At 74.2% G+C, this 26,294-nt stretch carries 24 protein-coding genes; 17 read left to right on the top strand and 7 right to left on the bottom strand.

Going from position 1 to position 26,294, the window contains the following annotated elements; genetic code table 11:
• Positions 1-140 precede the first annotated feature (140 nt).
• From leuC to AC559T_RS31920, 3 genes are all read left to right on the top strand, one after another.
• Positions 141-1,538, top strand: a complete 1,398-nt coding sequence (gene leuC, locus AC559T_RS31930; RefSeq protein ID WP_498871048.1) for a 3-isopropylmalate dehydratase large subunit — start codon at positions 141-143, stop codon at positions 1,536-1,538.
• A 99-nt stretch (positions 1,539-1,637) separates the two neighbouring features.
• The gene (gene leuD / locus AC559T_RS31925; RefSeq protein ID WP_020458749.1) at positions 1,638-2,225 is read left to right on the top strand and encodes a 3-isopropylmalate dehydratase small subunit; all 588 of its coding nucleotides are present in this window, start codon (positions 1,638-1,640) and stop codon (positions 2,223-2,225) included.
• A 536-nt stretch (positions 2,226-2,761) separates the two neighbouring features.
• Entirely contained in the window at positions 2,762-3,046 is a 285-nt protein-coding gene (locus AC559T_RS31920) for an HU family DNA-binding protein (RefSeq protein ID WP_006541029.1), read from the top strand.
• A 118-nt stretch (positions 3,047-3,164) separates the two neighbouring features.
• Here AC559T_RS31920 and AC559T_RS31915 read toward each other — a convergent pair whose 3' ends face one another.
• On the bottom strand, positions 3,165-5,381 hold the full coding sequence (locus AC559T_RS31915) for an RNA degradosome polyphosphate kinase (RefSeq protein WP_498871047.1): 2,217 nt from the start codon (positions 5,379-5,381) through the stop codon (positions 3,165-3,167).
• A 192-nt stretch (positions 5,382-5,573) separates the two neighbouring features.
• Here AC559T_RS31915 and AC559T_RS31910 point away from each other — a divergent pair, with 192 nt between their 5' ends.
• A complete protein-coding gene (locus tag AC559T_RS31910; protein WP_498871070.1) occupies positions 5,574-6,557 on the top strand; it encodes a transglutaminase family protein in 984 nt (327 codons plus the stop codon).
• 567 nt (positions 6,558-7,124) lie between these two features.
• Positions 7,125-9,779: a putative bifunctional diguanylate cyclase/phosphodiesterase gene (locus AC559T_RS31905; protein ID WP_498871046.1), complete on the top strand. Its 2,655-nt coding sequence runs from the start codon at positions 7,125-7,127 to the stop codon at positions 9,777-9,779.
• Here AC559T_RS31905 and AC559T_RS31900 read toward each other — a convergent pair.
• Together AC559T_RS31900 and cofC are read right to left on the bottom strand one after the other, a co-directional pair.
• The gene (locus tag AC559T_RS31900) at positions 9,737-10,573 is read right to left on the bottom strand and encodes a cyclase family protein (RefSeq protein WP_498871045.1); all 837 of its coding nucleotides are present in this window, start codon (positions 10,571-10,573) and stop codon (positions 9,737-9,739) included. The two genes, AC559T_RS31905 and AC559T_RS31900, sit on opposite strands and share 43 nt — an antisense overlap.
• Positions 10,570-11,349: a 2-phospho-L-lactate guanylyltransferase gene (gene cofC, locus AC559T_RS31895; RefSeq protein ID WP_071060637.1), complete on the bottom strand. Its 780-nt coding sequence runs from the start codon at positions 11,347-11,349 to the stop codon at positions 10,570-10,572. The genes AC559T_RS31900 and cofC overlap by 4 nt, the downstream gene beginning before the upstream one ends.
• A gap of 160 nt (positions 11,350-11,509) precedes the next feature.
• On the opposite strand from cofC, the gene AC559T_RS31890 reads away from it, so the two are divergent.
• From AC559T_RS31890 to AC559T_RS31865, 6 genes are all read left to right on the top strand, one after another.
• Entirely contained in the window at positions 11,510-12,373 is an 864-nt protein-coding gene (locus tag AC559T_RS31890) for a lysophospholipid acyltransferase family protein (protein WP_071060635.1), read from the top strand.
• Positions 12,370-13,374 (top strand): NAD(P)H-dependent glycerol-3-phosphate dehydrogenase, encoded by a 1,005-nt coding sequence (locus tag AC559T_RS31885; protein ID WP_071060633.1) that lies wholly within the window; start codon positions 12,370-12,372, stop codon positions 13,372-13,374. The genes AC559T_RS31890 and AC559T_RS31885 overlap by 4 nt, the downstream gene beginning before the upstream one ends.
• Positions 13,375-13,450: 76 nt before the next feature.
• Positions 13,451-14,587 (top strand): MTB12 C-terminal domain-containing protein, encoded by a 1,137-nt coding sequence (locus tag AC559T_RS31880; protein ID WP_498871044.1) that lies wholly within the window; start codon positions 13,451-13,453, stop codon positions 14,585-14,587.
• 15 nt (positions 14,588-14,602) lie between these two features.
• Positions 14,603-16,045 carry a WD40 repeat domain-containing serine/threonine protein kinase gene (locus AC559T_RS31875; RefSeq protein ID WP_498871043.1) on the top strand — a complete coding sequence of 481 codons (1,443 nt, stop codon included), beginning with the start codon at positions 14,603-14,605 and terminating at the stop codon, positions 16,043-16,045.
• A gap of 17 nt (positions 16,046-16,062) precedes the next feature.
• The gene (locus AC559T_RS31870; protein ID WP_498871042.1) at positions 16,063-16,227 is read left to right on the top strand and encodes a hypothetical protein; all 165 of its coding nucleotides are present in this window, start codon (positions 16,063-16,065) and stop codon (positions 16,225-16,227) included.
• Positions 16,224-16,526, top strand: coding sequence for a WD40 repeat domain-containing protein (locus AC559T_RS31865; RefSeq protein ID WP_498871041.1), 303 nt, complete (start codon positions 16,224-16,226; stop codon positions 16,524-16,526). The genes AC559T_RS31870 and AC559T_RS31865 overlap by 4 nt, the downstream gene beginning before the upstream one ends.
• Before the next feature lie 13 nt (positions 16,527-16,539).
• Here the strand turns inward: AC559T_RS31865 and murA are convergent, their stop codons facing one another.
• The gene (gene murA / locus AC559T_RS31860; protein ID WP_071060631.1) at positions 16,540-17,946 is read right to left on the bottom strand and encodes a UDP-N-acetylglucosamine 1-carboxyvinyltransferase; all 1,407 of its coding nucleotides are present in this window, start codon (positions 17,944-17,946) and stop codon (positions 16,540-16,542) included.
• A gap of 239 nt (positions 17,947-18,185) precedes the next feature.
• Positions 18,186-19,007 (bottom strand): bifunctional hydroxymethylpyrimidine kinase/phosphomethylpyrimidine kinase, encoded by an 822-nt coding sequence (thiD, locus tag AC559T_RS31855; protein ID WP_112105292.1) that lies wholly within the window; start codon positions 19,005-19,007, stop codon positions 18,186-18,188.
• 211 nt (positions 19,008-19,218) lie between these two features.
• Between thiD and AC559T_RS31850 the strand changes: the two genes are divergently transcribed.
• Complete coding sequence (locus tag AC559T_RS31850; protein ID WP_018504536.1) at positions 19,219-19,452, top strand: Lrp/AsnC family transcriptional regulator; 234 nt, start codon at positions 19,219-19,221, stop codon at positions 19,450-19,452.
• Positions 19,449-19,973, top strand: coding sequence for a DUF3515 family protein (locus AC559T_RS31845; protein WP_373693930.1), 525 nt, complete (start codon positions 19,449-19,451; stop codon positions 19,971-19,973). The genes AC559T_RS31850 and AC559T_RS31845 overlap by 4 nt, the downstream gene beginning before the upstream one ends.
• 102 nt (positions 19,974-20,075) lie before the next feature.
• Here the strand turns inward: AC559T_RS31845 and AC559T_RS31840 are convergent, their stop codons facing one another.
• Both AC559T_RS31840 and rpmB read right to left on the bottom strand, forming a co-directional pair.
• The gene (locus AC559T_RS31840) at positions 20,076-21,179 is read right to left on the bottom strand and encodes a D-alanine--D-alanine ligase family protein (RefSeq protein ID WP_071060720.1); all 1,104 of its coding nucleotides are present in this window, start codon (positions 21,177-21,179) and stop codon (positions 20,076-20,078) included.
• A gap of 127 nt (positions 21,180-21,306) precedes the next feature.
• Positions 21,307-21,495 carry a 50S ribosomal protein L28 gene (gene rpmB / locus AC559T_RS31835; RefSeq protein ID WP_006545176.1) on the bottom strand — a complete coding sequence of 63 codons (189 nt, stop codon included), beginning with the start codon at positions 21,493-21,495 and terminating at the stop codon, positions 21,307-21,309.
• Positions 21,496-21,717: 222 nt separating this feature from the next.
• On the opposite strand from rpmB, the gene AC559T_RS31830 reads away from it, so the two are divergent.
• The 4 genes from AC559T_RS31830 (at position 21,718) to AC559T_RS31815 (ending at position 26,251) form a co-directional block, all read left to right on the top strand.
• A complete protein-coding gene (locus tag AC559T_RS31830; protein ID WP_498871040.1) occupies positions 21,718-24,057 on the top strand; it encodes an ATP-dependent DNA helicase RecG in 2,340 nt (779 codons plus the stop codon).
• Between the two features lie 7 nt (positions 24,058-24,064).
• Positions 24,065-24,622, top strand: coding sequence for a 16S rRNA (guanine(966)-N(2))-methyltransferase RsmD (gene rsmD, locus AC559T_RS31825; protein WP_071060623.1), 558 nt, complete (start codon positions 24,065-24,067; stop codon positions 24,620-24,622).
• Complete coding sequence (gene coaD, locus AC559T_RS31820) at positions 24,619-25,107, top strand: pantetheine-phosphate adenylyltransferase (RefSeq protein WP_020458767.1); 489 nt, start codon at positions 24,619-24,621, stop codon at positions 25,105-25,107. Before rsmD ends, coaD begins: the two co-directional genes overlap by 4 nt.
• 223 nt (positions 25,108-25,330) lie before the next feature.
• On the top strand, positions 25,331-26,251 hold the full coding sequence (locus tag AC559T_RS31815; RefSeq protein ID WP_498871039.1) for a hypothetical protein: 921 nt from the start codon (positions 25,331-25,333) through the stop codon (positions 26,249-26,251).
• The last annotated feature ends 43 nt before the right edge of the window (positions 26,252-26,294 follow it).

The raw sequence follows: 26,294 nt of genomic DNA, 5'->3' as shown, positions 1-26,294 counted from the left end.
GAGATGCACGACCGCGAGACGGTGACCGCGAGACGCATGCCCCGTGGAAGGCACGGCACGGCCATGGGGCGCGCGGTCCCGTCATGACAGCGAAGTCCGAGCAGCGTGGGCCCGCCCACGCGAGAGAGGGAGTGGGGCCAATGGGTCGCACACTCGCGGAGAAGGTCTGGGACGCACACGTCGTCCGCCGCGCGGACGGAGAGCCCGACCTGCTCTACATCGATCTGCACCTCGTCCACGAGGTCACCTCGCCGCAGGCGTTCGAGGCGCTGCGGCTCGCCGGGCGCCCGGTCCGCCGTCCCGACCTGACGCTGGCGACCGAGGACCACAACGTCCCGACGACCGACACGCTGCTGCCGATCGCCGACCCGGTCTCGCGGGCGCAGGTCGACGCGCTGCGCAAGAACTGCGCCGAGTTCGGGGTCCGCCTGTTCCCGATGAACGACCCGGGCCAGGGCATCGTCCACGTGGTCGGCCCGCAGCTCGGCCTGTCCGAGCCGGGGATGACGATCGTCTGCGGCGACAGCCACACCTCGACGCACGGCGCCTTCGGGGCGCTCGCCTTCGGCATCGGCACCAGCCAGGTCGAGCACGTGCTGGCCACCCAGACGCTGCCGCAGCGCCGCCCGAAGACGATGGCGGTCACCGTCCAGGGCGAGCTGCCCGCCGGCGTCACCGCGAAGGACCTGATCCTCGCCGTGATCGCCCGGATCGGCACGGGTGGCGGCGCCGGCTACGTCCTCGAGTACCGCGGCGAGGCCATCCGTGGGCTGTCCATGGAGGGCCGGATGACGGTCTGCAACATGTCGATCGAGGCGGGCGCGCGCGCCGGGATGATCGCCCCGGACGAGACCACGTTCGAGTACCTCAAGGGACGTCCGAACGCCCCGACCGGGGCCGACTGGGACGCCGCGGTCGAGTACTGGCGCACCCTGGCCACCGACCCCGACGCCACGTTCGACCACGAGGTCGTCATCGACGGGCCCAGCCTGAGCCCGTACGTCACCTGGGGGACCAACCCGGGCCAGGCTGCGCCGCTGAGCTCGCCCGTGCCCGACCCGGCCGCCTACGCCGACCCGGCCGCGCGCGGCTCGGTGGAACGCGCCCTGGCCTACATGGACCTCGTGCCGGGCACCCCGCTGTCCGACGTCGCCGTCGACACCGTCTTCATCGGATCCTGCACCAACGGCCGGATCTCCGACCTGCGTGCCGCCGCCGACGTGCTGCGCGGGCGCCAGGTGGCGGACGGCCTTCGGGTCCTGGTCGTCCCCGGCTCGATGGCGGTCAAGGCCGAGGCGGAGGCGGAGGGCCTCGACGAGGTGTTCCGCGCCGCGGGCGCCGACTGGCGCAGCGCCGGCTGCTCGATGTGCCTGGGCATGAACCCGGACACCCTGCGGCCGGGGGAGCGCAGCGCGTCGACGTCCAACCGCAACTTCGAGGGCCGGCAGGGCCCCGGCGGGCGGACCCACCTCGTCTCGCCGGCGGTCGCCGCCGCCACCGCGGTGACCGGCCGCCTCACGGCGCCCGCCGACCTGTAGGGCGCCCCGGCCCGGTCGAACTCCGGGCTCCCGGACCCCGGGCCACCGGACTCCCAGACTTCCGAAACTTCCGAACGGACTCGAAGGGAACGTGCCGTCATGGAGGCGTTCACCATCCACACCGGTCGGGCGGTGCCGCTGCGGCGCAGCGACGTCGACACCGACCAGATCATCCCGAGCGAATGGCTCAAGCGCATCGAGCGGACGGGCTTCGGTGCCGGGCTGTTCTCCGAATGGCGGGCGGACCCGTCGTTCGTGCTGAACGACCCCGCCCACGCCGGTGCGTCGATCCTGCTCGCCGGCCCGGACTTCGGCACCGGCTCGTCGCGTGAGCACGCGGTCTGGGCGCTGCAGGACTACGGCTTCCGCGCGGTGCTCTCGCCCCGCTTCGCCGACATCTTCCGCGGCAACGCGCTGGGTAACGGCCTGCTCCCGGTGGTGCTGCCGGCCGACACGGTCGAGGCGCTGACCGCAGCGGTGGAGGCCGACCCGACCACGGAGATCACCGTCGACCTGGTGGCCCGGGAGGTCCGCGGCGCCGGTCAGGTCGCCGGCTTCGAGCTCGACGACTTCACCCGCTGGCGGCTGATGGAGGGCCTGGACGACGTCGGCCTGACGCTGCGCCACGAGCAGGACATCACCGTGTTCGAGGCCAGCCGGCCCGGGTGGCTCCCGACCACGGCCTGAGCCTCCCGCGTCACCTGAGGATTTTCCCCGGGCCGAGCGGGGACGTCCCCGCTCGGCCCGGGGATTTCCGGCCCACTGACGGGCTCCCGGGCCGCCCTCGCGGATGTTGCGTTGATCACGTTCCAACCCCTTGCGGCGCCCCAGGTGGTGGGTGGTCCGCGCGCCGCCGGCCGGCCTGCCGCCCGGTGTTCGTCGCAACGCTGAGGGTGATCTCACATCCGCATGGGGTAGTTCCATGGTGTGTTGCTGTGAGGACCTTCTCCGGCTGGCGTCTGCCGGCTACCAATTCGTGACTTTCGGCTTGAATTCGCCCCCGCCAAAAGTTACTGAAGGTGACCAAGTTGCAGGATGCGGCGGGCTCGTAGGACAGCGCGCAACCTGTAGCCACCCGACGCGAACCCGCTGACGTGCGGGTTTGTGTGACGCGACACGCTCATGGGAATTGCCCTCGACAGTGGAGATGCCTACGGTGCAGCGCAGTGTGATGCCCGATCTGCTCCCCACCCCGCACCGTGCGGGGGCGTCCGGAGGTTGTTGTGAACAAGTCCCAGTTGGTTGACCGCATCGCCCAGCAGATCGAGGGTGGGCGGTCGAACGCCACCAAGGCGGTCGACGCGGTGTTCGACGCGATCCAGGAGGCCGTGGCCGGCGGCGAGAAGGTCACGATCACCGGGTTCGGTGTGTTCGAGCGGGTGGAGCGCGCCGCGCGCACGGGCCGCAACCCCGCGACCGGCGAGCCCGTCCACGTCGCCGCGTCCGTGGTGCCGAAGTTCCGTCCCGGCTCGGAGTTCAAGGCCAGCGTCTCGGCCAGCAGCGACTGAGCGGCTGACGGCCGTGCCCTCACGCGGCCGCGCTCCGGAGCGAGCGTGGACACCCACGACGCTCCGGAGCGCGGCCGCGGCGGACGCAGAGCCCGCCGCCGCCCGTCTGCCCTGCCAGCTAGCGGCGCCCGCGCTCGTACGCCTGCGCCATCAGGTCGGCCTGGTAGTCCGAGAGGCGCTCGTCGTCCGCCGAGGTCGTCTGGCGCTCCCAGCGGCCGTCAGCGGCCAGGGTCCAGGCCTCCACCTGGTCGGAGAAGGCGTGGTCGAGCATCCCCCGGACCGTGGCCTGCCGCTCGGTGTGCGGGACCCGCACCAGCGCCTCGATCCGGCGGTCCAGGTTGCGGTGCATCATGTCGGCGCTGCCGATCCAGAACTCGCCGACCGAGGCGAACTCCAGCACCCGGCTGTGCTCCAGGAACCGCCCGAGGATCGACCGGACGTGCACCGTCTCGGACAGCCCCGGCACCCCCGGCCGCAGCGCGCAGATGCCGCGCACCAGGCAGTGCACCGGCACCCCGTCGCGGGACGCCCGGTAGAGCGCGTCGATGATCTTCTCGTCCACCAGGCTGTTGACCTTGACCCGGATGCCGCACTCGCGGCCCTCCCGGGCGGCCGCGGCCTCGGCCTCGATCCGCTGGATGATGCCGTCCCGCATGTGCTGCGGGGCGACCAGCAGCGAGCGGTACTCGGTCTGCCGGCTGTAGCCGGTCAGCACGTTGAACAGGTCGGTCAGGTCGGCGCCGACGTCCGGGTCGGCGGTGAGCAGGCCCAGGTCCTCGTAGAGGCGCGCGGTCTTGGGGTTGTAGTTGCCGGTGCCGACGTGGCAGTAGCGGCGTAGCCCGCCGCGCTCCTGGCGCACCACCAGACAGATCTTGCAGTGCGTCTTGAGTCCGATCAGCCCGTAGACGACGTGGCAGCCCGCCCGCTCCAGCTCGCGCGCCCAGCGGATGTTCGCGCTCTCGTCGAACCTGGCCTTGATCTCCACCAGGACGACGACCTGCTTGCCGGCCTCGGCGGCCGCGACGAGCGCGTCGACGATCGGTGAGTCGCCGGAGGTCCGGTAGAGCGTCTGCTTGATCGCCAGGACGTTCGGGTCGGCCGCGGCCTGCTCGATGAACCGCTGCACCGAGGTCGTGAACGAGTCGTACGGGTGGTGGACGAGGACGTCCACCTCGCGCAGCACGCCGAAGAAGTCCGGCGGCTCGCCCTCGTCGGTGAGCAGCCGCGGATGCGTGATCGGCACCCGCGGCGGGTCCTTCAGCTCCGGCCGGTCGAGGTCGTAGAGGGCCCAGAGCACCGACATGTCGAGCGGGCCACGGACCCGGTGGACCTCGCGGTCGCTGATCTCCAGCTCGCGCATCAGCAGGCTGAGCAGGTCGTCGTCGATGTCGTCGTCGACCTCGAGGCGGACCGCCGGGCCGAACCGGCGCCGGGCCAGCTCGCGCTCCAGCGCCTGGAGCAGGTCCTCCGCCTCGTCCTCCTCGACCTCCAGGTCGGCGTTGCGGGTGACCCGGAACAGGTGCGAGTCGGCGACCTCCATCCCGGGGAAGAGCTGCCCGAGATGGGCGGCGATGACCTCCTCGAGCGGGACGAAGCACGCGGTGGTGTCGTCCTGGGCGTGCCGGGGGGCGGCCTCCGTGCCGGCCCGGTCCCCGGCCGGCTCGTCGACGTCCACCCGGATCAGCCGCGGGACGTTCTGCGGCACCTTGACCCGCGCGAAGCGCTGCGCGTCGCCGCCGGGCTCGCGCACCGCCACGGCCAGGTTCAGCGACAGGCCGCTGATGTAGGGGAACGGGTGCGCCGGGTCGACCGCCAGCGGGGTGAGCACCGGGAAGATCTGCTCGTGGAAGTAGTCCCGCAGCCGCTCCCGCTGCGGGTCGCCGAGCTCCTGCCACAGCTTGACCGTGATCCCCGCGTGCGCGAGCGAGGGCGCCACCTCGTCGGTGAAGCAGCGCGAGTGGCGGGCGGTGAGCTCGGCGGTGGTGCGGCTGATCAGGTCGAGCTGCTCGCGGGCGGTCAGCCCGTCGGCCGAGCGGACGGCCAGCCTCGTGGCGTGCCGGCGCATCAGGCCGGCCACCCGGACCATGTAGAACTCGTCGAGATTGCTCGCGAAGATGGCCAGGAACTTCGCCCGTTCCAGCAATGGGGTCGAGACGTCCTCGGCGAGTGCGAGGACACGGCTGTTGAAATCAAGCCAGGACTTCTCGCGGTTGATGTAGCGGTCCGGCGGGAGGTCCGAAGGGGTCGGCGTGCGGGGCGCCTCCAGGGGCTCCAGCAGCGCGCTTCGGGCCTTCCGCTGCGGCTGATCCGTACGGGTCGCCACCAGCTCGCTCATGCTTGTCCATGCTGCCAGGCTTGAGTGAACGCGGCAGCCTCGAAGTATGACGATGTGAGGTAATCATGAGGATTGGTTGTGCCGTCCGGGCTGCTGAGATGTCCTGTGCCGCTTCCGTTCGGTGACAGTCGTGCCGCGATGTGGCATTTGTTAACGGACGGGAAACAGGCCAGAGTGACGATCGGTGGCGTGGTGGAGACTCCTGGGACACCCGGTGGCCGGCTCACGCCCGCCGGGCCGGCGTCTGCCGTGCCCGACATCGCGGGCGCGCAGCGGGTCACCTACCGGGTGAGTCAGCGGTTCCGGTACACCTACGACGGCAGCGCGACGAACCTCGACCACCGGCTTGTCGCGGTGCCCCCGCCGCGGCACGGCGGCCAGTTCCGCCGGTCCGTCGACCTGCGGGTCTCCGCCCCGGAGGCGCGCACGACCTGGCAGCGCGGGCCGGACGGCCTTCAGATCGCCAACATCCGGATCGACGTCGTGCCGCCGACGCTGGACTTCGATGTCACCGTCGTCGTCGAGCGGATCGCCCGGGCCGGGTGGCCGACGCTGCCGGCGTCCGCGCTGAGCAGCCGGCGCCTGCTGACCGCCACCGCTCTCACCGCCCCCACCCCGGCGATGATCGACGCGGCGCGCTCGATGGCCGGGCCCGACCCGGTCGCCGCGGCCCGCCGGGTGTGCGGATGGGTCCACGAGCGCATCGCCTACGTCTCGGGCAGCACCGACGTCGGGACGACCGCCGCCCAGGCGCTCGCCGGCGGGCGCGGCGTCTGCCAGGACCAGGCCCACGTGATGATCGCGATGTGCCGCGCGGCCGGTATCCCCGCCCGGTACGCGCAGGGGCACATGCTGGGTGAGGGCGCCTCGCATGCCTGGGTGGAGGTGCTGGTGCCCGCGGCCCTCGCTCCGCCCGTGGGCGGGGCCTCGCCCGTCGGCGGGGCTGACGCGCTCGGGGCGGGGGCGGTCGATCCGGGGCCGGCCGAGGCGTCCACCCCCGGCGGTGTCGGCGCGGCCGCGGTGGCCTTCGACCCCTGCCACGACCGGCTCGCCGACCTGCGGTACGTCACGGTGGCGGTCGGTCGCGACTACCAGGACGTCGCACCGACCTCGGGTCGCTACGTCGGCGCGGGCCGCGGCGTCCTGGTCGCCACCGCGCGGGTCGACGTCGTCTAGAGGGCCGAGCTACTTCCGACTCAGGACCAGCCCGCCCCGCCGCCGCCACACCGACCGACCGGCCGACCCGCACTACCACTGTCGCCGGCCCGGTCGGCGCCGGCGCGACTGCCGGCGCCGATGCCGGTGTCGCGGCGAACCGGCGCTCGTCCGGTTTGGCCGTCCGCGACGTCTCGTCTGACGCCATAGGGTGCCCGACGCGCCGCGCGCACCACAGGTGGACACTCTTTGTGTTTGCCTGATCACAAGATACGGTGACCCGAGGGGCTCTCCGACGAGCTGGTCTCTCGGCGTCGATTGATCGAACACGCACGAGCTGTCCTGGTTCGCGGGAGTTCCCGACGAGCGTGCCGCGGCCTGCGCCGCGGTCAGTGACCCCTCGCGAGTGATCAGGCCCAGCGGGTCCTGGTCACCCGCGACGCACCGTCATCCGCGACGCACCGTCATCCGCGAAAGCCGTCATAACCCTCGGTCGCCGCCGGCTGACCCCACGGACGTCGGTGCGCAGAGAACCGGCCCAGGTGCCGGTGGGGCGGACCACCGGACCACAGGGGGAGGAGGGTGGGCGTGCCTCTACTGCTCGACGGCGTCGGGATCGCGGCGGGTCTCACCGCGGCCGCCGGCTGCGTGTGGACAGGCCGCCGGCTCGGACGGGCCCACGGCAGATGGCTGATCTGGGTCGCCGCGGCGCTGGTGGCGTGGACGGCCAGCCAGTCGGCGTGGGTCGCCGACGGGCGTGACGGCCAGCGGCCCCGCCGGCCGTCCCTGGCGGACGTCGGCTACCTGGCGATGCCCGTCCTGGCACTCGCGGCGCTCGCCGCGACCCCGACCGCGCGGGCGCGCCGGCCGGTGAACCAGCCGGATCTGCCGCCCCTGCCGGCGGGTGTGCCGATCGCGGGCGGGCCGGGGACCTCAGGTGGCTTCGGCGGTTCCGGTGGCTTCGGTGGTTCCGACCGGGTCCGCCGGTCGCGGGCGGAGCGCACCGGTGACGGCGTCGCGGGCCTGGTGGACCGGCTGCTGCTTGCCTGCTCGGTGATTCTCGTCGGCTGGGGGCTCGGGGTGCGCCCCGCGCTCGCCGCCGCCGGCACGGACGGGTGGAGCCGTGCCGTGGCGGCCGTCTATCCCGCCGGGGCGGTGCTGCTCGTCGTCGCCGCGCTGCACGCCACGGCGTTCCGGCGGCCTCCGGACCGGGTCCGGATCCTCGCGGCCGCCGTGGGCCTGTTCCTGATCGTCGCCTCGACCTCATGGCTTCGCGGGCCGACCGACGCCGCCGCCTTCCCGGCGGTGGTCGGGGTCGTGCCGATCGCCGGCTGCGCGTTCGTTCTGCTGGCCGTGCTGCGTGCGGCCGGCGGCGCCCGGATCGGGACGGCGGGCTTCGTACTCCCGGCGGCCGCGCACGCCGCGGGTCCAGAGCACGCCGCGGGGCATGCGCACGCCATGGACTTCGGTCACGCCGCGCGGTTCGGCCATGCCGTCGGGTACGGACACGCCGTGTCGACACGCGCCGGCACCGGCGGTGTTCGCGGGGCAGGCGGTGGACGGGCGGCTGGCGGTGGACGGGCGGCCGGGGGCGTTCGCGGGGCCGGCGGCGGTCGCGGAGCCGGCGGCGCCGACGCGGGCGACGCCGGCGACGGGTCCGAGCGCTGGGGCTTTCTCCTGGTGCCCACGCTGGTCGCCGGCTGCGCGACGGCGACGGTGCTGGCCGGCCTCGCCGGCGGCCACCGCCTCGACGGCGTCGAGATCGGGCTGGCCGCGGTGGTAGTCGCCGGGATGGTGGCCGACCGCCTGGTGGCGGCCCGCGCGGGCCGGCGGCTCGCCCAGCGGGTCCACGCCGCCGAACGGGAGATCCACCACCGGGTCTTCCACGACCCGCTCACCGAGCTGGCGAACCGCGCGCTGTTCCAGCACCGGCTGCGCGGCGCCCTGACCGACCGCTGGCGCTCCGGCGACGACCGGTCCGGTGGCGGCATCGCCATCCTGTACTGCGATCTTGACGACTTCAGCGCCCTCAACGACAGCCTCGGCCCGGCGGCCGGTGACCATCTGCTGCGCACCGTCGCGCAGCGGCTGCGGCACTGCGTGCGCACCACCGACCTGGTCGCCCGGGTCGGCGCGGACGAGTTCGCGGTACTGCTGGCCGGCGGCGACGAGTCGCCCGAGGTGGTCGGGGAGCGGGTGCTGGCCGCGCTGCGCCACCCGATGGCGGTCGGCGGGCGGCCGCGCTCGATCCGCGCCAGTGTCGGGCTCGCCGTCGCCCGCCGCACCCACGAGACCGGGGAGTCGCTGCTTCGGCACGCCGAGACGGCCGTCCACGTGGCCAAGTGCTCGGGCAAGAACCGGCTGGTGACCTACCGGCCGGGGATGGCCTCGCCGGAGGCTGGCGCGCACCTGGCCGACGCGCTGGCCACGGCGCTGCGCCGCGGCGGGCGCTCGGCGGGCTTCGACGTCCACTACCAGCCGATCGTGCGGCTGCGGGACGGGCACCCGGTGGCGCTCGAGGCCCTCGCCCGCTGGACCGACCCCGGGCGCGGGCCCGTCCCGCCCGGCACGTTCGTCGCCGCCGCCGAGAACGGGGGGATGGTCGGCCTGCTCGACGACCTGGTGCTCACCCGGGCGTGCACCGAGGTCGCGCTGGCCTACCCGGCCGGCTCGCGGCTGCGGCTGCACGTGAACGTCTCGGCGAGCCGGATCACCGACACCAGGCTGCGCGACAGCGTCGCCCGGGTGCTCGCCGCGAGCCGGCTCGACCCCCGCCGGCTCGTCGTGGAGGTCACCGAGACCAGCCGGATCGCGGACCTCTCCGCCGCGGCCGACGTGCTCTCGGGCGTGCGGGACCTGGGGGTGGCGATCGCGCTGGACGACGTCGGCGCGGGCAACACGAGCCTGGCCGTCCTGCACCGGCTGCCGGTGGACGTCGTCAAGCTGGACCGCACGCTCATCGAGTCCCCGATGGACGGCAGCCGGGTCTCGAACCTGCGTCGCTCGATGATCGACGTCGCCCACGCGCTCGGGGCGGTCGTGGTCGCCGAGGGCATCGAGCGGGAGTCGCAGCTGGTGGAGCTGGACCGTCTCGGCTGCGAGCTCGGCCAGGGTTTTCTCTTCGCGCGGCCCGGGCCGCTGTCGGGTCTGCCGCCCATCGGCGGCGGTCCCGGCGGTGGTCCCGGTGACGGCGAGGACGGCTATGGCTCCGGCGGGGAGGAAGGTGGGTCCCAGAAGTGGTGAGGCCCGGTCCAGCGGCGCCGCGTGCCCTGGCGGTGGGGCGGGATGAGCCCGAACACGGTGGCGGCCGAGCCGGAGCCGGCGCGGTTGACGGCGCCACCCGCCAGCACCCAGGCCCCGATGGGCGGGAGCGCCTCGAGGTGCGCCAGGTTCTCCAGGGAGACGCGGTGCTCGCGGTAGAGCGCCCTGGAGACCGCGTACGTGTCGTCCGAGCCCGGGTCGGGGCCGAAGGTGTCCGACCCCAGGGCACCCCGCCGCCCGAGCCGGCCGGTCTCGATCAGCCAGCGCACGGCGGCCAGCCCGAAGCCGGGCTGATGGATGCCTCCGTGCCCGTCCAGGTTCGGGTAGGCGGGCGTGCCCCAGCGGCGGTCCCATCCCGTCCACGCGATCACGGCGGCACCGGCGGGGATGCGCCCGTGCCGGCGCTCGAACGCCGCCAGGTCCGCCAGGCTCACCTGGTAGTCGGGATTCTCGGCCGCCGCGGCGCGGACGTCGATCCGCACCGCGGGCAGGAACAGGTCCGCCGGGTGCAGCGCGTCGGCGAGCGCCCCCGCGGGGTCGAAGTGGCCGGGCGCGCCCCAGTGGGTGCCGGTGTGCTCGCCGCGGCGCACCAGCTGGAGGTAGTAGCCGTCCCGCTCGATGGTCGCCGCGGTGGTCAGGGTGAACTCGGGATCGCCGGGGAACACCGGCGTCGTCGCCGGGTCGTGCACGTGCGCCAGGCTGACGACGGTCACCGCGCCGAGGCCGTCCCCCGCACCCCCCGCGCGGGCGGTGCGGGCCCAACGGGGCCGGTTCACGCAGCGGTGCGCGGGGACGGGTCGGCCGCGAGCGCTCGGGCGGTGGCCGGGCCCAGCCCGAGGGCGCGGGCCGTGTTGAGATCGGCGACGGTGTCGACGTCCCGGCGCAGTCCGGGAACCGTGTCGGCGAGCAGGGCGGTGAGGTCGACGGCCCCCGAATCGAGGTGCGCCTCGAAGCTGCCGGGGCCGAACGAGGGACACAGCGAGGCACCGGGAGCGGCGCTGAGTAGCACCGTGCCGGTGCCGACCGCGTCCGCGAGCACGCCCCTACCGGACGGCGGCGCGGCCGCCAGCGCCCGTCGCAGCTCGGCCGGGCGCAGCGCGGGGAGGTCGGCGGAGACCGCGGCGACGGCGCATCCCGGGTGTATCCGGCGGGCGAGCGCGGCGCCGTGCGCGAGCGCCGGGTTGAGCCCCCGGTTCGGCTCGTCCGCGGCCACCAGCAGCCGGCCCGTCCGCGTGAGGCCGTACATGCCGCCCACACCGGTCGTGCCGCCCACGCCACCCGCGCTGCCGCTCCCTGTGCTGTCAGTGCCGGCCGGGATCTCGGACCGGTCCCGCGCGAGCTCGGTGAGGGCGCGCCGCGCGCGGGGGTCGTCTGTGACGACGACGAGGCCCACGACGCCCTCGCCGGCGTCGAGCACCGCCCTCGCGGTGTCCAGAGCCATGGCCAGCGCGAGCGCGCCGCGGTCCGGCCGGTCGAGCCGGGACTTCGCGGCGGTCAGCGGCTTCAGCGGGACCAGGACGACCCAGGGCGGGGCGGTCTCGGTGGTCAGCACAGCGCCGACGATAGGACATCCGACCCGCCGCGGGCGGTCCCCGCGGCGTCCGGCATCCGCCCGCGAGGCGCCGGGCGACGGGCCCGCCGGCGGTGCCCGGGTCCTCCCGTCATGGCACGAACTCGACAGTCTTCCCGGCGCTGAGCAAGACTGCCCACTCATGGGACGACCATGGCGGGGCGGGTTCTGGATCGCGCTCGCCGCGGCCGTCATCCGTCCGCTGTCCTGCCTGCTGACCCGCCGGCGCTGGTCGGGGCAGGGGAACATCCCCGCGTCGGGGGGCGTCATCCTGGTCGCCAACCATCTCTCGACGGTGGACCCGCCCCTGCTCGCGCACTATGTGTACGCCGCCGGGCGCAGTCCCCGGTTCATGGCGAAGAGCGACCTGTGGGAGGTTCCGATCCTGCGGCGTGTGCTGGCGGGCGCCGGGCAGATCCCGGTCTACCGCCGGGATCCCAGCGCGGGCGGCGCGCTGCGTGACGCGGTCGCGGCGCTGCGCGCGGGGCGCGCGCTGGTCATCTACCCGGAGGGCGGCATCACCACCGATCCCGACTACTGGCCGATGCGCGCCCGCACGGGCGTGGCCCGGCTCGCTCTCGCGACGGGCGCGCCGGTGATCCCGGTGGCCCAGTGGGGCGCGCAGCGCATCTGGGGGCGCGACCGGCGGCCGCACCTGTTCGCCCGCCCGGAGATCCGCGTCCACGCGGGCCGGCCCGTCGACCTGAGCCGTTTCGCCGCCCGGTCCGGTGCGCCGACCGACCCGTCCGGTGTGGCTGACCCGTCCGGTGCGTGGCTGCTGCGTGCGGTGACCGACGTGGTGATGGCCGATCTCACCGCGGTGGTGGAGCTGGTCCGGGGCGAGCCGGCGCCGCCGCCGGCCGGTTCCGCGGTGCCGGCTGATCCTGTGCCGCCGGCCGGTTCCGCGGAACCGGGTCCGGAGATTCCCTGTCAGCCGGAGGCGGCGGCGTCGCCCGGGGCCCGCCCGCCCGACCCGGACGCGCCGCGGGCCGGGAGCGCGCGGTGAGGCGCGCGGCGGTCCTCACCGCCGGCTCCTGGGGGACGGTCTTCGCCAAGGTGCTGGCCGACGCGGGCGCGCGCGTCACGCTGTTCGCCCGAGACCGGGCGATCGCGGACGCGATCAACGGCCGGCACGTCAACCCTCGCTACCTGGCGGACGTCCGCCTGCCGGACCTGGTCCGCGCCACCTCGAGCCCGGAGCGGGCACTGCGCGAGGCCGACCTGGTGGTGCTCGCCGTCCCGTCGCAGGCGCTGCGCTCCTGCCTCGTCGAGTGGGCGCCACTGGTGGGGCCCGGCGCCGTCTACGTGAGCCTGATGAAGGGCATGGAGGCCGGGAGCAGCCGGCGGATGAGCGAGGTGATCGCGCAGGCAGCCGGGGTCGGCCCGGAGCGCATCGCGGTGGTGAGTGGCCCGAACCTGGCCCGCGAGATCGCCGTCGAGCACCCCGCGGCCACCGTGGTGGCCAGTGCGTCCGCGGCCACGGCGCACGCCGTCCAGGCCGCCTGCTGGACGCCGTACCTACGGCCCTACACGAACGCGGACGTCCTGGGCTGCGAGCTCGGCGGGGCGGTGAAGAACGTGATCGCGCTCGCCGCCGGGATGCTGGAGGGCATGGGCTTCGGCACCAACAGCCTGGCCTCGCTGATCACCCGCGGGCTCGCCGAGACCGCGCGGCTCGGCACGGCGCTCGGCGCGGACCCGATGACGTTCGCCGGGCTGGCCGGTCTCGGGGATCTGGTGGCCACCTGCGGATCACCGCTGTCGAGGAACCGGAGCTTCGGCGAGAAGCTCGGCCGCGGCATGACCCTCGACCAGGTGCTCGCCGAGCAGCGCCAGGTGGCCGAGGGGGTGCGCTCCTGCCGGCCGCTGCTGGCGCTGGCCGACGGGCTCGGGGTCTCCATGCCGATCACCCGCCAGGTCGAGCGGGTGCTGTACGAGGGGCTGCCGCCGCTGGAGGCGGTCAAGGACCTGATGAGCCGCGAGCCCGGCCCCGAGTACCACCTTTGACGCGGCGCTGAGCGCGGCGGCGGTGCCGGGAATCCGATGGACGCCAAGTCACGGGTCTGTCACGATGCGGCGCATTATGGGATTCTTCGAGGATGTCCCGCAGCCCGTGCCGGCGGCGCCCCTGCCGGTCTCACTGACGGCCTCACTGACGGGGCCCGTGCGCGCTCCCTGGCTGGCGCCGCCGGACCACCAGCTCGGCGGGGTCGTCGCGGCGCCACCCTCGCTCGGGGTCACCGGGGACACCGCCGTCTCGATCGGTGGTGTCGTCGCCTACCCGAGCGGGGTGGAGATCACTCTGGAGGTCCGCCTGCGGCCGGGGACGGCGGCCGGCGCCGATCCGCGGCTGTCCGTGGCCTGGGCACGGGAGGCGCAGCGGATGGTCCGGTTCGGCGTCGTGCTCCCCGGCGGGGCCCGGGTGATCGCGGCCGATCCCGGCGTGCCCCTCGCCGCCCGGCTCGACGCCACCGCGGACACCTCGGGCACGCAGGACGACCCGTTGCTGACCGTCGTGGACTCCTGGGGCCCGGTGGAGGACTGGGCTGGCCCCGGCTTCGTCCAGCCGCCGCAGCCGGCCTACGGGTACGGGCCCGGGCCCGTACCCGGCCTCGCGTATCGCACGTTCACGGCCGGGTTCGCCGGTGGGCGGGCGCCGGACGTCCACCGGCTGCGGTACTGGCTGTGGCCGCTGCCGCCGGCCGGGCCGCTCACGCTGGTCGTCGACTTCCCCGCCCGCGGGCTGGCCGAGTCGCGCGTCACCGTGGACGGCTCCGCGTTGCGCGCGGCTGCCGAGCGGGCCGTGACGCTGTGGCCCGCGGGGGACGGGCTCGACGAGCCCGGCACGCCGCCGGTGGACGTCCCGACCGAGGCCGCGCGGGTGCGGGCGGCCTTCCGGCGCGCCTTCACCGGCGGGCAGGGTGAGGACCACGCCCTGAGCGCCGTCGAGGGCGGGCCGGGGCTGCGGGACGTCCTGGAACGGGTGCGGGAGCGGTTCCCGAGGCAGACCACGGGCGCGCGGGTACTGGTCGGCGAGCCCGTCTTCGTCGATCCCGGGCACGCGCGGGTGCTGTTCGAGGTCGTGGTGCCGGGAGCCTCGCTGGGCGGGGTCTCCGTCGGCGCCGCGGTGCTCGTCGCCGGGGACTGGAAGGTGACGACGCAGACCTACACCGGGGTGCTCGCCCGGTCCGGGATCGGGGCTTTTCCTGTTCGCCCCTGACCCGGCGGTGCGTCGATGAACGAGGTTGACCTGGCGCGGCTTGCCGCCGTCCTGCCGGACTACACGCTCGGCGACCCGTTGGGGAAGGGCGCGTCCGGCCTGGTGCTGGCCGGGTGGCACCGCGGCATGCATCGTGACGTCGCGGTCAAGGTGATGGCGCGCGGCTACGGCCGGGCGGACGACGGGTTCGCCGCCGAGGCGCGCATCGCGGCCCGCTTCGACCATCCGCACGTCATCCGCGTCTATGACTACGCCGAGCGGGACGGGCTGCGCGTGCTCGTCATGGAGATGCTCGCCGGCGGCACGCTGACCCGGCGCCGCGCCAGGATGAGCCCGCAGGCGGCCTGCGCGGTCGGCCTCGCGGCGGCGTCGGCGCTGACCTACGTCCACGGCCGCGGCGTGCTGCACCGCGACATCAAGCCCGACAACATCCTGTTCGACGCCGCCGGGCAGCTCAAGGTGGCCGACTTCGGGATCGCGAAGATCGTCGACGGGACGAGCCCGGGCGCGAGCACGGTGATCGGGACCCCCCGCTACATGGCGCCCGAACAGCTCGCGGGCGGTCGGCTGATGCCCGCCAGCGACCTCTACTCGTTGGGAGTCGTGCTTCTCGAGCTGCTGACCGGTGCGGAGGCGTTCGACCCGGCGACCTTCGTGCGGCCGGCGGGCGGGCTCGACCGGCCGGGGCCGGCGGGCGGGCTCGACCGGCCGGCGGGCGGGTTCGGCCCGCACCATGTCGCGACGCCGGCGGCGGACATCGCCGGCCCGGTCGCGGCGGTGGTCGCGAGCACGCTGGCCCGGGACCCGCAGGCGCGGCCGGAATCGGCGAAGGCGTTCGCGCTCTCCCTGGCCCGGGCCGCCGCCGCGGCGTACGGACCGGACTGGTTGGACCGCTGCGGCCTGCCGCTGCACCTCGACGCGGACGTCCGCTCCGAGGCCAATCGCCGCCTGCCGGCGGGGGCCGGGCCGCGGGCGTGGCGCCAGGGGCCGGCGCCGGCCCCAGCCATCGCCGCGGCTCCGGCCCTGACCCCACCTCCGGCCGTGGGGTCCGCACCCGCCGAGGCGGGGTCCGGGGCGCGCGGCCGGACTCCCACGGTGGCCGGGAACCCGACCGTCCGGGGCACGGGGAGCCGCTTCGGCATCGGGCGGCGGGTGGCTCCGCGTCCGGCCGGCCCGCCGCTGGCGGGTCACGCCGGCTGGGTCCTGGCGGCGGACTTCTCCTCGGACGGAGCGATCATGGCCACCAGCGCCAAGGACGGCGAGGTGCTGCTGTGGGACGTCGCCGAACCGGCCGCGCCCCGGTCGATCGGGCGCCTGCCGGACGGCCCCGACGACGGCGTCACGTCGGTCGTGTTCTCGCCTGACGGGCGCACCCTCGCCGGCACCAGCTGGGACGGCTCGCTGCGGCTGTGGGACGTCCCCGGCCCGGTGCTCCCCATCTGCTGGGCAGGCCGCTGAGGGCCCACGCGGGGCCCGTGCGCTCGGCGGCGTTCGCCACCGACGGCCGCATGCTCGCCACCGGAAGCGACGACCGGTCGGTCCAGCTGTGGGACATGGCCGACCGTGGCGCGCCCCGTCCGCTGGGCGGGCCGGTGACCGGCGCGACCTCGTTCGTGACCTCGGTGGCGTCGACGGTGTGATCCGGCTGTGGGACGTCACCGCCCCGGACCGCCCGACCGCGCTGGGCCGTCCGCTGGCAGGGCACGACAACCGTGTCTGGGCGCTCGCCTTCGCCCCGGACGGCCGCACCCTGGCCAGCGGTGGCTTCGACAATGTGGTCCGGCTGTGGGACACCTCCGAGCGGACCCGCGCGCGGCCGCGTGGCCGGCCGCTGGCGGGCCACGCGGACTGGGTGATGTCGGTCCGGTTCGCCCCGCACGGCCGGATCCTGGCCAGCACCGGCAAGGACCAGACCATCCGGTTGTGGTCCCTGCCGTGAGCCGTTCGCCGGCTCAGCCGGTGGCGCGGCTCCCCGCGGCGCCGGTGCTGTCGGTGCTGTCGGGCGGAACGTCCGCGGGCACGGTCTCGATCAGCGCGCCGATCGAGCGGAGCTTGCCCACCGGGTCCTCGTATCCGCGCTCGAGGAACCGGGTGCCGCTGATCAGGCTGGACCCCTCGGCGACCAGGGCCGCCATCACATAGGCGAACCCGGCACGTAGATCGGGGATCTCCAGGTCGGTGCCGCGCAGCCGGGTGGGACCGCTGACGACCGCCGAGTGCTCGAAGTCCCGGGACGCGAACCGGCACGCCTTGCCGCCCAGGCAGAACGTCGACAGGGCGATGTCCGCGCCCATCTCGTTGAGCTGGCGGGTGTAGCCGAAGCGGTCCTCGTAGATCGTCTCGTGGATCACCGAGGCGCCCTTGGCCTGGGTCAGCAGCACGGCCAGCGGCTGCTGCCAGTCGGTCATGTACCCGGGGTGGACGTCGGTCTGCACGTGCGTCGCGGTGAGCTCGCGCGCCCGGTGGAAGGTCAGCCCGTGCGGGCTCACCTGGAACTCCCCGCCGAGGCGGCGCAGGTGGTTCAGGAAGGTCGCCACGTGCTCCTGGCGGGCCCCGACGACGTCCACCCGGCCGTTGGTCGCGACGGCCGCAGCGGCGAACGAGGCGACCTCGATGCGGTCGGGGATGGCCTCGTGCGTCGCCCCGCGCAGCGCCTCGACGCCCTGCACGACGATCGTGCGGTCGACCTCGACGTCGACCAGCGCGCCCATCTGCTGCAGGAAGAGGATGAGGTCGATGATCTCAGGCTCCACCGCGGCGTTCGAGATCACCGTGGTGCCCTTGGCCCGCACGGCGGCCAGCAGCAGGTTCTCGGTGGCCCCGACGCTCGGGAACGGCAGCGTCACGTGCGCCCCGTGCAGGCCCAGGGTCTTGACCTCGACCGAGCGGAGCTGCTCGATGATCTCCGCGCCCATGGCGCGCAGCCCGCGCAGGTGGAAGTCGACCGGCCGCTTGCCGATCCGGCAGCCGCCGGGCAGCGGGACGACGGCCTCACCGACCCGGTGCAGCAGCGGGCCCATCATCAGGATGGGGATGCGGTTGACCCCGGAGTAGGCCTCGGCGAGCGAGGCGTCCTCGATGCGCGGGGTCGTCACCCGCACCGTGTGCGAGTCGAGCCACTCGACCTGCGTTCCCAGCTCGGCGAGCATGCCGAGGACGACGTCCACCTCGACGATGCGCGGCACCCGGCTCAGCGTGCAGGGCTCGGGGGTCAGCAGGGTGGCGACGAGCAGCTTGGTGACCGAGTTCTTGGCGCCGGAGACCTCGACGGACCCGGTGAGCGGCGCACCGCCGACGATCCTGTACCAGTGGCGGTCCGAACCCGCGGGTGTGGTCGTACCGGAACTGGGTTCCCTCACGGGCTGCCTCCACGGCGATGAGTCGGATGCGCCAGGTTTTCGGTGCGTCAGCTCCTGGCTGAAGCCGGGGAGATTCAATCAGACCGAGTGACCGGCGCCACGGGGCGTCCGGGCACGTGCCGCGGTGGCGCGATGGGCGAACATGTGTTCGAATACGTTCCGTGCGGATGATCGCGGAGAGCTACCGGCCCGGACCACTGCCGCCGGCGACGCCCCGCCGTGGGTGGCGGAGGTCCGGATCAGACGGTGCCGGCCCGGGTCAGATGGCCGTGGTCGACGGGCCCGATCCCGGCGCCGAGCGGGAAGCCGGCGGCGAGCGCTCCGGTCACATATGTCTTGGCCGCCCGCACCGCGGTCGGGACGTCGTCGCCCCGCGCCAGGTGCGCGGCGATCGCGGAGGCGAGCGTGCAGCCCGTCCCGTGGGTGTGCTCGCGCGGCAGCCGTTCGGCGCGCAGCAGGATGTCGGTCGACCCGTCGGTCAGCAGGTCGACGGCGTCGCCCGGCAGGTGGCCCCCCTTGACCAGCACCCACGCCGGGCCCAGGGCGAGCAGGGCCGCCGCGGCGCGATGCAGGTCGGTCTCGTCGGTGACCTCGATGCCGGTCAGCAGTCGCACCTCGTCCAGGTTCGGGGTGACGACGGTCGCGCGGGGGAGGAGCTCGGTGCGCAGCACGTCCACCGCGTCGGCGGCCAGCAGCGGGTCGCCGTGCTTGGAGACCCCCACCGGGTCGACCACGCACGGTGCCCCCAGCCCGGCGAGCTCCCGCGCCACCACCCCGACGAGGGGCGCGGAGGAGAGCATCCCGGTCTTCACCGCGTCCACGCCGATGTCGTCGGCGACGGCGCGGATCTGTGCGCGCACCGCCTCCGGGGGGAGGTCCCAGACGCCCTGCACGCCGAGGGAGTTCTGCGCCGTCACCGAGGTGATCGCGCTCATCCCGTGCACACCGAGCGCCAGCATCGTTTTGAGATCCGCCTGGATGCCGGCGCCGCCCCCGGAGTCCGATCCGGCGATGGTCAACACCCGGGGCGGGGCCGGGTTCGGTGGTATCGCTGGCGTCATGGCGTGTGGATCCTCACAGTGAGGTCTGGAGCGGGCCTGGCGGGCCTGAAACGGCCGAGTTCACCGGCTGAGGGGCGCGGTTCCTCCGTGCCAGTCGGGCGATCAGAGCAAATTCCTCGCCGCAGACCCTCTCATCCGGCCCGTTTGCCTGTTACCTTCTGTCAGCCCGTGTCTGCTCGACGGGCTGTCGACGTCCGACGAGGGAGCGTCTGTGGTCCACGCGTATATCCTTATCCAGACCGAGGTCGGCAAGTCGGCATCGGTGGCCAAGGAGATCGAGCAGATCCCGGGGGTCACCCAGGCCGAGGATGTGACCGGTCCCTATGACGTCATTGTGCGCGCGCAGGCGGCCAGCGTCGATGACCTGGGAAAACTCGTGATGTCACGAGTCCAGTCGGTTGACGGCATCACTCGTACCCTGACGTGCCCCGTCGTCCATTTCTGACTCGGCACGACCCGTCCGCCGGCTCGTGCCCCAGGGCACGGGCTGCGCGGCGGGTCCGGCTTCTCCCGCTCTGTATCGCGGGTCTGACGGGTCTGGCGGGTCCGCTCACCGCGTGTGGTGGGCCCGGGCCTGTGGCGATCACCGGCGCGCCCGCGCCGGCCGGTGCGGACCGGGCGTCCTGCGAGGCACTGACCGCCGCTCTGCCCGACTCGCTGGGTGACGGTCTCGACCGCCGTGAGGTGGAGCCTCCCGTTCCGACCACGGCGGCGTTCGGGTCCGACCCGGTTGTTCTCACCTGTGGAGCCTCCGGCGTCGCGGCGACCTACCGGCCTGACTCGACCCTCTCCGAGGTCGACCAGGTCGCCTGGTTCACCGAGGACGTCGGTTCCCAGGTCCGCTACTCCACCCCGACCAGGACCCCTCAGGTGGTGCTGACCCTGCCGGCGGACCGGCAGGCGTTCGAGGTCCTGGTGGCCCTGGCGCCGGCGGTTCGCGCGCACACCAGGTCCACGACCGCCTGACGCCGGGTCCGGGGCGGGCCAGGCTCTGGGCTCAGGCCGCCGGGCCCCGGGTTCGGGTCCGGGTGGCGTCGGGCCTCGCCTCACGGTGGCGTCAGGCCGGCGTCAGCGAAGGCCCGCGCCGTCGCGCAGGGCGAGCTGGACGAGGCGGTCCACCAGGGCCGCGTAGTCGATCCCGGAGGCCGCCCACATCCGCGGGTACATCGACATCGGGGTGAACCCGGGCATCGTGTTGACCTCGTTGAGGACGATCTCGCCCGAGGGCGTGACGAACATGTCGACCCGCGCCAGCCCGGCGCAGTCCAACGCCTCGAACGCGGCGACCGCGGTCGCGCGGACCCGCTCGGTCAGCTCACCCGGCAGGCGCGCGGGCACGTCGAAGACGGCTCCGTCCGAGAGGTACTTCGCCTCGAAATCGTAGAAGCCGGCCGACGAGGTGATGGTGACCTCGGCCGGCACGCTCGCCTGTGGGCCGGAGCCGTCGAGGCTGTCGAGAACGCCGCACTCGATCTCGCGGCCGACGACCGCCGCCTCGACGAGTGTCTTCGGGTCGCTGGCCCGGGCTGTCTTCAGCGCCGTGTCGAGGTCGGCCCAGGCGTCCACCCGGCTGATGCCGATGCTGGAGCCGCCGCGCGCGGGCTTGACGAAGACGGGGAGCCCGAGCCGCTCGCGGTCGGGCTCCGACAGCGCCTGGCCGGGCCGCAGGACGGCGTAGGGGCCGACGGGCAGGCCGGCTGCGGCGAGCATGCTCTTCATGTGCTGCTTGTCCATGGCCGCGGCGCTGGCGAACACTCCGGAGCCCACGTAGGGCAGCCCGGCCATCTCGAGCAGGCCCTGGATCGTGCCGTCCTCGCCGAACGGCCCGTGCAGCAACGGGAAGACCACGTCAACGGGGCCCAGGTCGCGCAGCGCCGCGGACGGGTCGTGCACCACCACCGGCGCCGCGGACGGGCTCGGGGGCAGCGTGACGGCCAGGCCGGTCGACGCGTCGACGACGGGGAGATCCGTGCCCACCGGGGCGAGCGCCGGACTGTCGTCGGGCAGCACCGCCCAGCGGCCCTCGGTGTCGATGCCGACCGGGATCACGTCGTAACGGGACCGGTCGAGCGCCCGCAGCACCCCGCCGGCGGACACGCACGAGATCGAATGCTCCGTGCTACGGCCGCCGAACAGAAGGACGAGCCGAACCCTGCGCGTGGAGGCTCCCATGCCGGGACAGTAGCCGATGCCCATGGAGCCCTGGCCGAAGCCCTCCAGAGGGCCGCCCGGCCTGTCTACAGGCCGCCGCGGTGCCGCCCGGTCAGGTCGCTGTGGCGGGATCCGGGCGCCGGCCGGGTCAGCCGCGGGTGACCTTGCCCGCCTTCAGGCACGAGGTGCAGACGTTGAGCCGCTTGGGCGTACGGCCGACCATCGCCCGGACGGTCTGGATGTTGGGGTTCCAACGACGGCGGGTGCGCCGGTGGGAGTGGGAGACCGACATGCCGAAGCCCGGCCCCTTGCCGCAGACGTCACACACCGAAGACACGAGAACACTCCGTCAATCGCGATGGCCGGGAACTGCCGGCCGCTCTAGCCTGTAGTCGACTGCGAGGCTACCCCAGTCGTGGCGATCGAGGTCGCCGCGGCCTGCGCCGGTGGGTGAGAGACCCGCGCCGATGGGCGGAAGAGGCGATCGGCCTGCCCGGGCGTCCGTGGCGGGGACGAGCCGGCCACCGAGAGTGTCGGTGGTGCGGTGCAGTATCGAAGGGTGCTCGACCTTGACACCCCGCTGAAGGGCCCGCTGGGAACGCGCACCGCCGCGCTGCTCGCCGACGGCCTGGAACTCGACACCGTCGGGGATCTCCTCGACCACCTCCCGCGGCGCTACCACGAGCGCGGCGAGCTCACCGATCTCCACGAGCTCGCCGTCGGCGAGATCGCCACCGTGCAGGCCCGGGTGACGAAGGTCGTCCGGCACCAGGGCCGGCCCGGGTCGGGCGGCGGGCCCCGCCGGCGCGGCGGTGGTGGCCGCACGGAGATCACGGTCACCGACGGCCGCGGTGAGCTCTCGCTGGTGTTCTTCAACCAGCAGTGGCGGGCGAAGGAGCTCGTCCCCGGCACGACCGCGCTGTTCGCCGGCAAGGTGGCCGAGTTCCGCGGCCGGCGCCAGCTCATCCATCCCGAGGTCCATCTCCTCGACGCGCCAGACCCCGAAGACGACGCCGACGGGGCCGACGGCATCGACGGAGCCAGCGGTGCCGATGGAGTCGGCGTCGTCGAAGGAGCCGGCGGTGCCGGGAGCGGCGCCGCGGCGGCGGGCGAGCCGGCCCCGGTGGCCGCCGGATTCGCCGGCTCCCTCGTCCCGATCTACCCGGCCACGGCGAAGATCACGAGCTGGACGCTGGCGCGCTGCCTGCGGCTGGTGCTCGACTCGCTCGGCGAGCTGGACGATCCACTTCCGGCGGTGCTGCGGTCCCGGCATCGCCTCGCCAGCCTGCGCAAAGCCTACGAACTGGCCCACCGCCCGACCTCGCGGGCCGACATCGCCGTCGCCCGCACCCGGCTGAAGTGGGACGAGGCGCTCGTCGTGCAGGTCGCCCTCGCCCAGCGGCGCCGGCGCGCGGAGCTGGCCGCCACGGTGTCCCGGCCGGGGTGCGCCGGCGGCCTGCTCGACGCGTTCGACGCCGCGCTGCCGTTCGCGCTGACCGACGGCCAGCGCGAGGTGGGGGAGACCATCGCGGCCGAGATGGCCAGGGCGTTCCCGATGCACCGGCTGCTGCAGGGCGAGGTCGGCTCGGGCAAGACGGTGGTCGCTGTGCGGGCCATGCTCACCGCCGTCGACTCGGGCGGCCAGGCCGTCATGCTGGCACCCACCGAGACGCTGGCGGCCCAGCATCACCGCAGCCTGCTCAAACTGCTCGGCGACCAGGCCCGGGCCGGTGAGCTCGGGGTGGACGGCCCCGCGACCAGGGTGGCGCTGCTGACCGGCTCGATGCCGGCCCGGGCCCGGCGCGAGGTGCTCGCTGCCGTCGCCGACGGCAGCGTCGGCCTCGTCGTCGGCACCCACGCGCTGCTCGGCGCGGACGTCGCCTTCGCCGACCTGGCCCTGGTCGTCGTCGACGAGCAGCACCGGTTCGGCGTGGAACAGCGCGACGAGTTGCGCTCGCGGGGCCGGCGCCCGCCGCACCTGCTCGTCATGACCGCGACGCCCATCCCGCGCACCGTGGCCATGACGGTGTTCGGTGATCTCGAGGTCTCCACGCTGAACCAGCTCCCGGCCGGGCGCTCGCCGATCTCGACCTTCGTCGTCCCCGCGGCGAAGAGTCACTTCATGGACCGGATGTGGGGCCGGGTGCGCGACGAGGTCGCCGCCGGGCACCAGGCGTACGTGGTGTGCCCCCGGGTCGGCGACGGCGAGGGCGGCGAAGGCGGAGACGGCGGCGAGGAGCCGTCCGGGCCGCCCGCGAGCGGGGCGGGCCCGCGGGAAGGGGAGCGCGTCGGCGCGACGGTCACCGAGGTGCTGCCCCGGCTCGCCACGGGCGAGCTCGCCGGCCTGCGCGTCGAGGGCCTGCACGGGCGGCTGCCCTCCCCGGTCCGGGACGAGATCATGACCCGCTTCGCCGCCGGCGAGGTGGACGTCCTGGTGGCCACCACAGTGATCGAGGTCGGCGTGGACGTCCCGAACGCCACCGTCATGATCATCATGGATGCCGACTGGTTCGGGGTGTCCCAGCTGCACCAGCTGCGCGGGCGGGTGGGGCGGGGCAGTGCGCCCGGGGTGTGCCTGCTGCACACCTCCGTCGACGGCGCCGCGCCGGCCGCCGAGCGCCTGCTGGCCGTCGCCGCGACGTCGGACGGCGCCGAGCTGGCCCGGCTCGACCTCGCCCAGCGGCGGGAGGGCGACGTCCTCGGTGCGGCCCAGTCCGGCGGGCGCCGGTCGCTGCGCCTGCTCGAGCTGCTGCGGGACGAGGACCTCATCCGCGCCGCACGCGAGGAGGCCGGGGCGCTCGTGGCGGCGGACCCCGAGCTCGAGGGCCAGCCGGCCCTGCAGCGCCGGCTCACGGCCGCGTTGGACGAGGCCAGCGCGGCCTTCCTGGAGAAGGGCTGACCTGGCGATGACGCGGATCGTGGGCGGGCACGCCGGGGGGCGGCGGCTGGTGGTGCCGCCGGGCGGCGCGACCAGGCCCACCTCCGAACGGACGAGGGAGGGCTTGTTCAACACACTCGCGACGCTGGTGGATCTCGCTGGAGCAAGGGTCGCGGACCTGTACGCGGGCTCCGGCGCGGTCGGGTTCGAGGCGTTGTCCCGCGGCGCGGTGCACGCCCTGCTCGTCGACCGGGACGCGACGGCGGTGCGCACCCTGCGCCGCAACGCGGAGGCCCTCGGCCTGGCGGGCGCCGAGGTGGTGCGCTCGGCGGTGGAACGGGTCCTGTCCGCCACCCCGGCCGAGGCCTACGACGTGGTCTTCCTCGATCCGCCCTACGCCCTGCCCGGCGCCGAGCTCGACGGCGTGCTCGGGCAGCTGGTCGGCGGCGGCTGGCTGGCCCCGGGCGCGGTCTGTGTGGTCGAGCGCGCGTACCGGAGCGGTCCCGTGACCTGGCCGGACGGCCTCATAGCACTGCGTGAGCGCAGGTACGGAGAGGGGGTCCTCTGGTACGGTAATCGATCATGAGGAGGGCAGTCTGTCCCGGATCGTTCGACCCCATCACCAACGGTCACCTCGACATCATCGTCAGAGCGAGCAAGCTCTTCGACGAGGTCGTCGTCGCCGTTCTGATCAATAAATCGAAGGCACATCTGTTCACGATCGAAGAACGGATCGACCTCATCCGGGATGCGGTGCGCAGCCATCCCGACGCACCCACCAACGTCGTAGTGGACTCGTCGCACGGCCTGCTGGTCGACTTCTGTCGGGTGCGCGGCATCCAGTCCATTGTCAAGGGCCTGCGGGCCGTCAGTGATTTCGACTACGAGCTGCAGATGGCACAGATGAACCACTCGCTGGCCGGAGTGGAGACCCTGTTCATGAGTACGAACCCGCAGTACGCGTTCCTCTCCTCGAGCCTTGTCAAGGAAGTCGCCCGCTACGGCGGCGACGTCTCCGGGCTGGTGCCGGACGTCGTCCTCAAGGGCCTGCGGGACCGCTCCGCGCCCTAGTCGCCCGAGTGTGGACCGATCGCCGGCGGCACCCCTGTGGGCGCCGCCGGCGGGAGTCTGCCATCAAGTGGTCGTTGTGTTTCTGTTGTGATGGCGTGTGCGCGGCGGGGTCGTATCGTCGCGTCGCGTCGATATCGGGCTTCCGGGTCGTCCTGGCGGGTCCGTGTCGGTTAGCGGAGTGTCGCTGCCGGGTGCTCCGTCGGCCGGTCGTAACCTACCGGTCATGGATGATCTCGCTGAGCGCCTCGACCTGATCATCGCTGTGGTCGAGGGGGCGCGGGCGATGCCGCTGACGACGTCCTGCGTGCTCAACCGCGCCGAGATGCTCGAGGCGCTGGAGGACCTGCGGGCGCGGCTGCCCGAGCGGCTGGCCGACGCCGACCGGGTACTGGCGGACAGCGAGGCGATCATCGACGACGCGCACCGGCGGGCCGCCGCGATCGTGGCCGACGGCCGGCGCGAGGGCGTCCGACTGGCCTCGGGCAGCGCGGTGGTCGCCCAGGCGGAGGCCGACGCCGCGGCGATCATCGCGGCCGCCCGCCAGGCGTCGGACGACATGCGCAGCCAGATCGACTCCTACGTCGACGGCAAGCTGGCCGGGTTCGAGGAGGTCCTCGACCGCACGCTCGCCTCGGTCGCCCGGGGCCGTGAGCGGCTGGCCTCCCGTGGCGCTGTGGCGGGCGGGGCCGGCGCCCACGGCGGGGCCGGTGGTCCGGCCGGCCCGCACCAGTTCGGGGGAGTGGGGCCGGCGGCGGCCGCACCGGTGGGCTCGTGGTCGGCGGCGGTCGGCGCCGGCGGAACGGACCTCCACCCGGCGGTCTCCGGCGGCCAGGCGGGCCCGGAGGCGGCTTTCTCCGACGCTGGCGCTCCGCACGCTGGCGGTCCGTACGCCGACGGGATGCACGGCGGTGGGATGCACGGCGGTGGGATGCACGGCGGTGGGATCGATCCGGCTGGCGTCAACGCCGCCGGCGCCGGCCCGGCCGGTCTCGGTGGGCCGCTGAACGCCGCCGCCGCGCCCGGGCAGCGGATGGACCCCGACCGGCCGGAGGACGGCGAGCGGTGGGCCGGTGTGCCCGCCGCGCGCGGTGGCATGACGGGCCATGTCCGGCTGACCTCCGGCGCGGGAGCACCGATCGGATAGTCTGGTGGTCCGTGCCCGGTGACGTGGGCGCGTCCTCTCGACA

It is taken from the genome of Frankia sp. Hr75.2, from assembly GCF_949319125.1.
In the GTDB taxonomy this organism is placed as follows: domain Bacteria; phylum Actinomycetota; class Actinomycetes; order Frankiales; family Frankiaceae; genus Parafrankia; species Parafrankia soli.
This window is presented reverse-complemented; position numbering and strand designations above follow the sequence as displayed.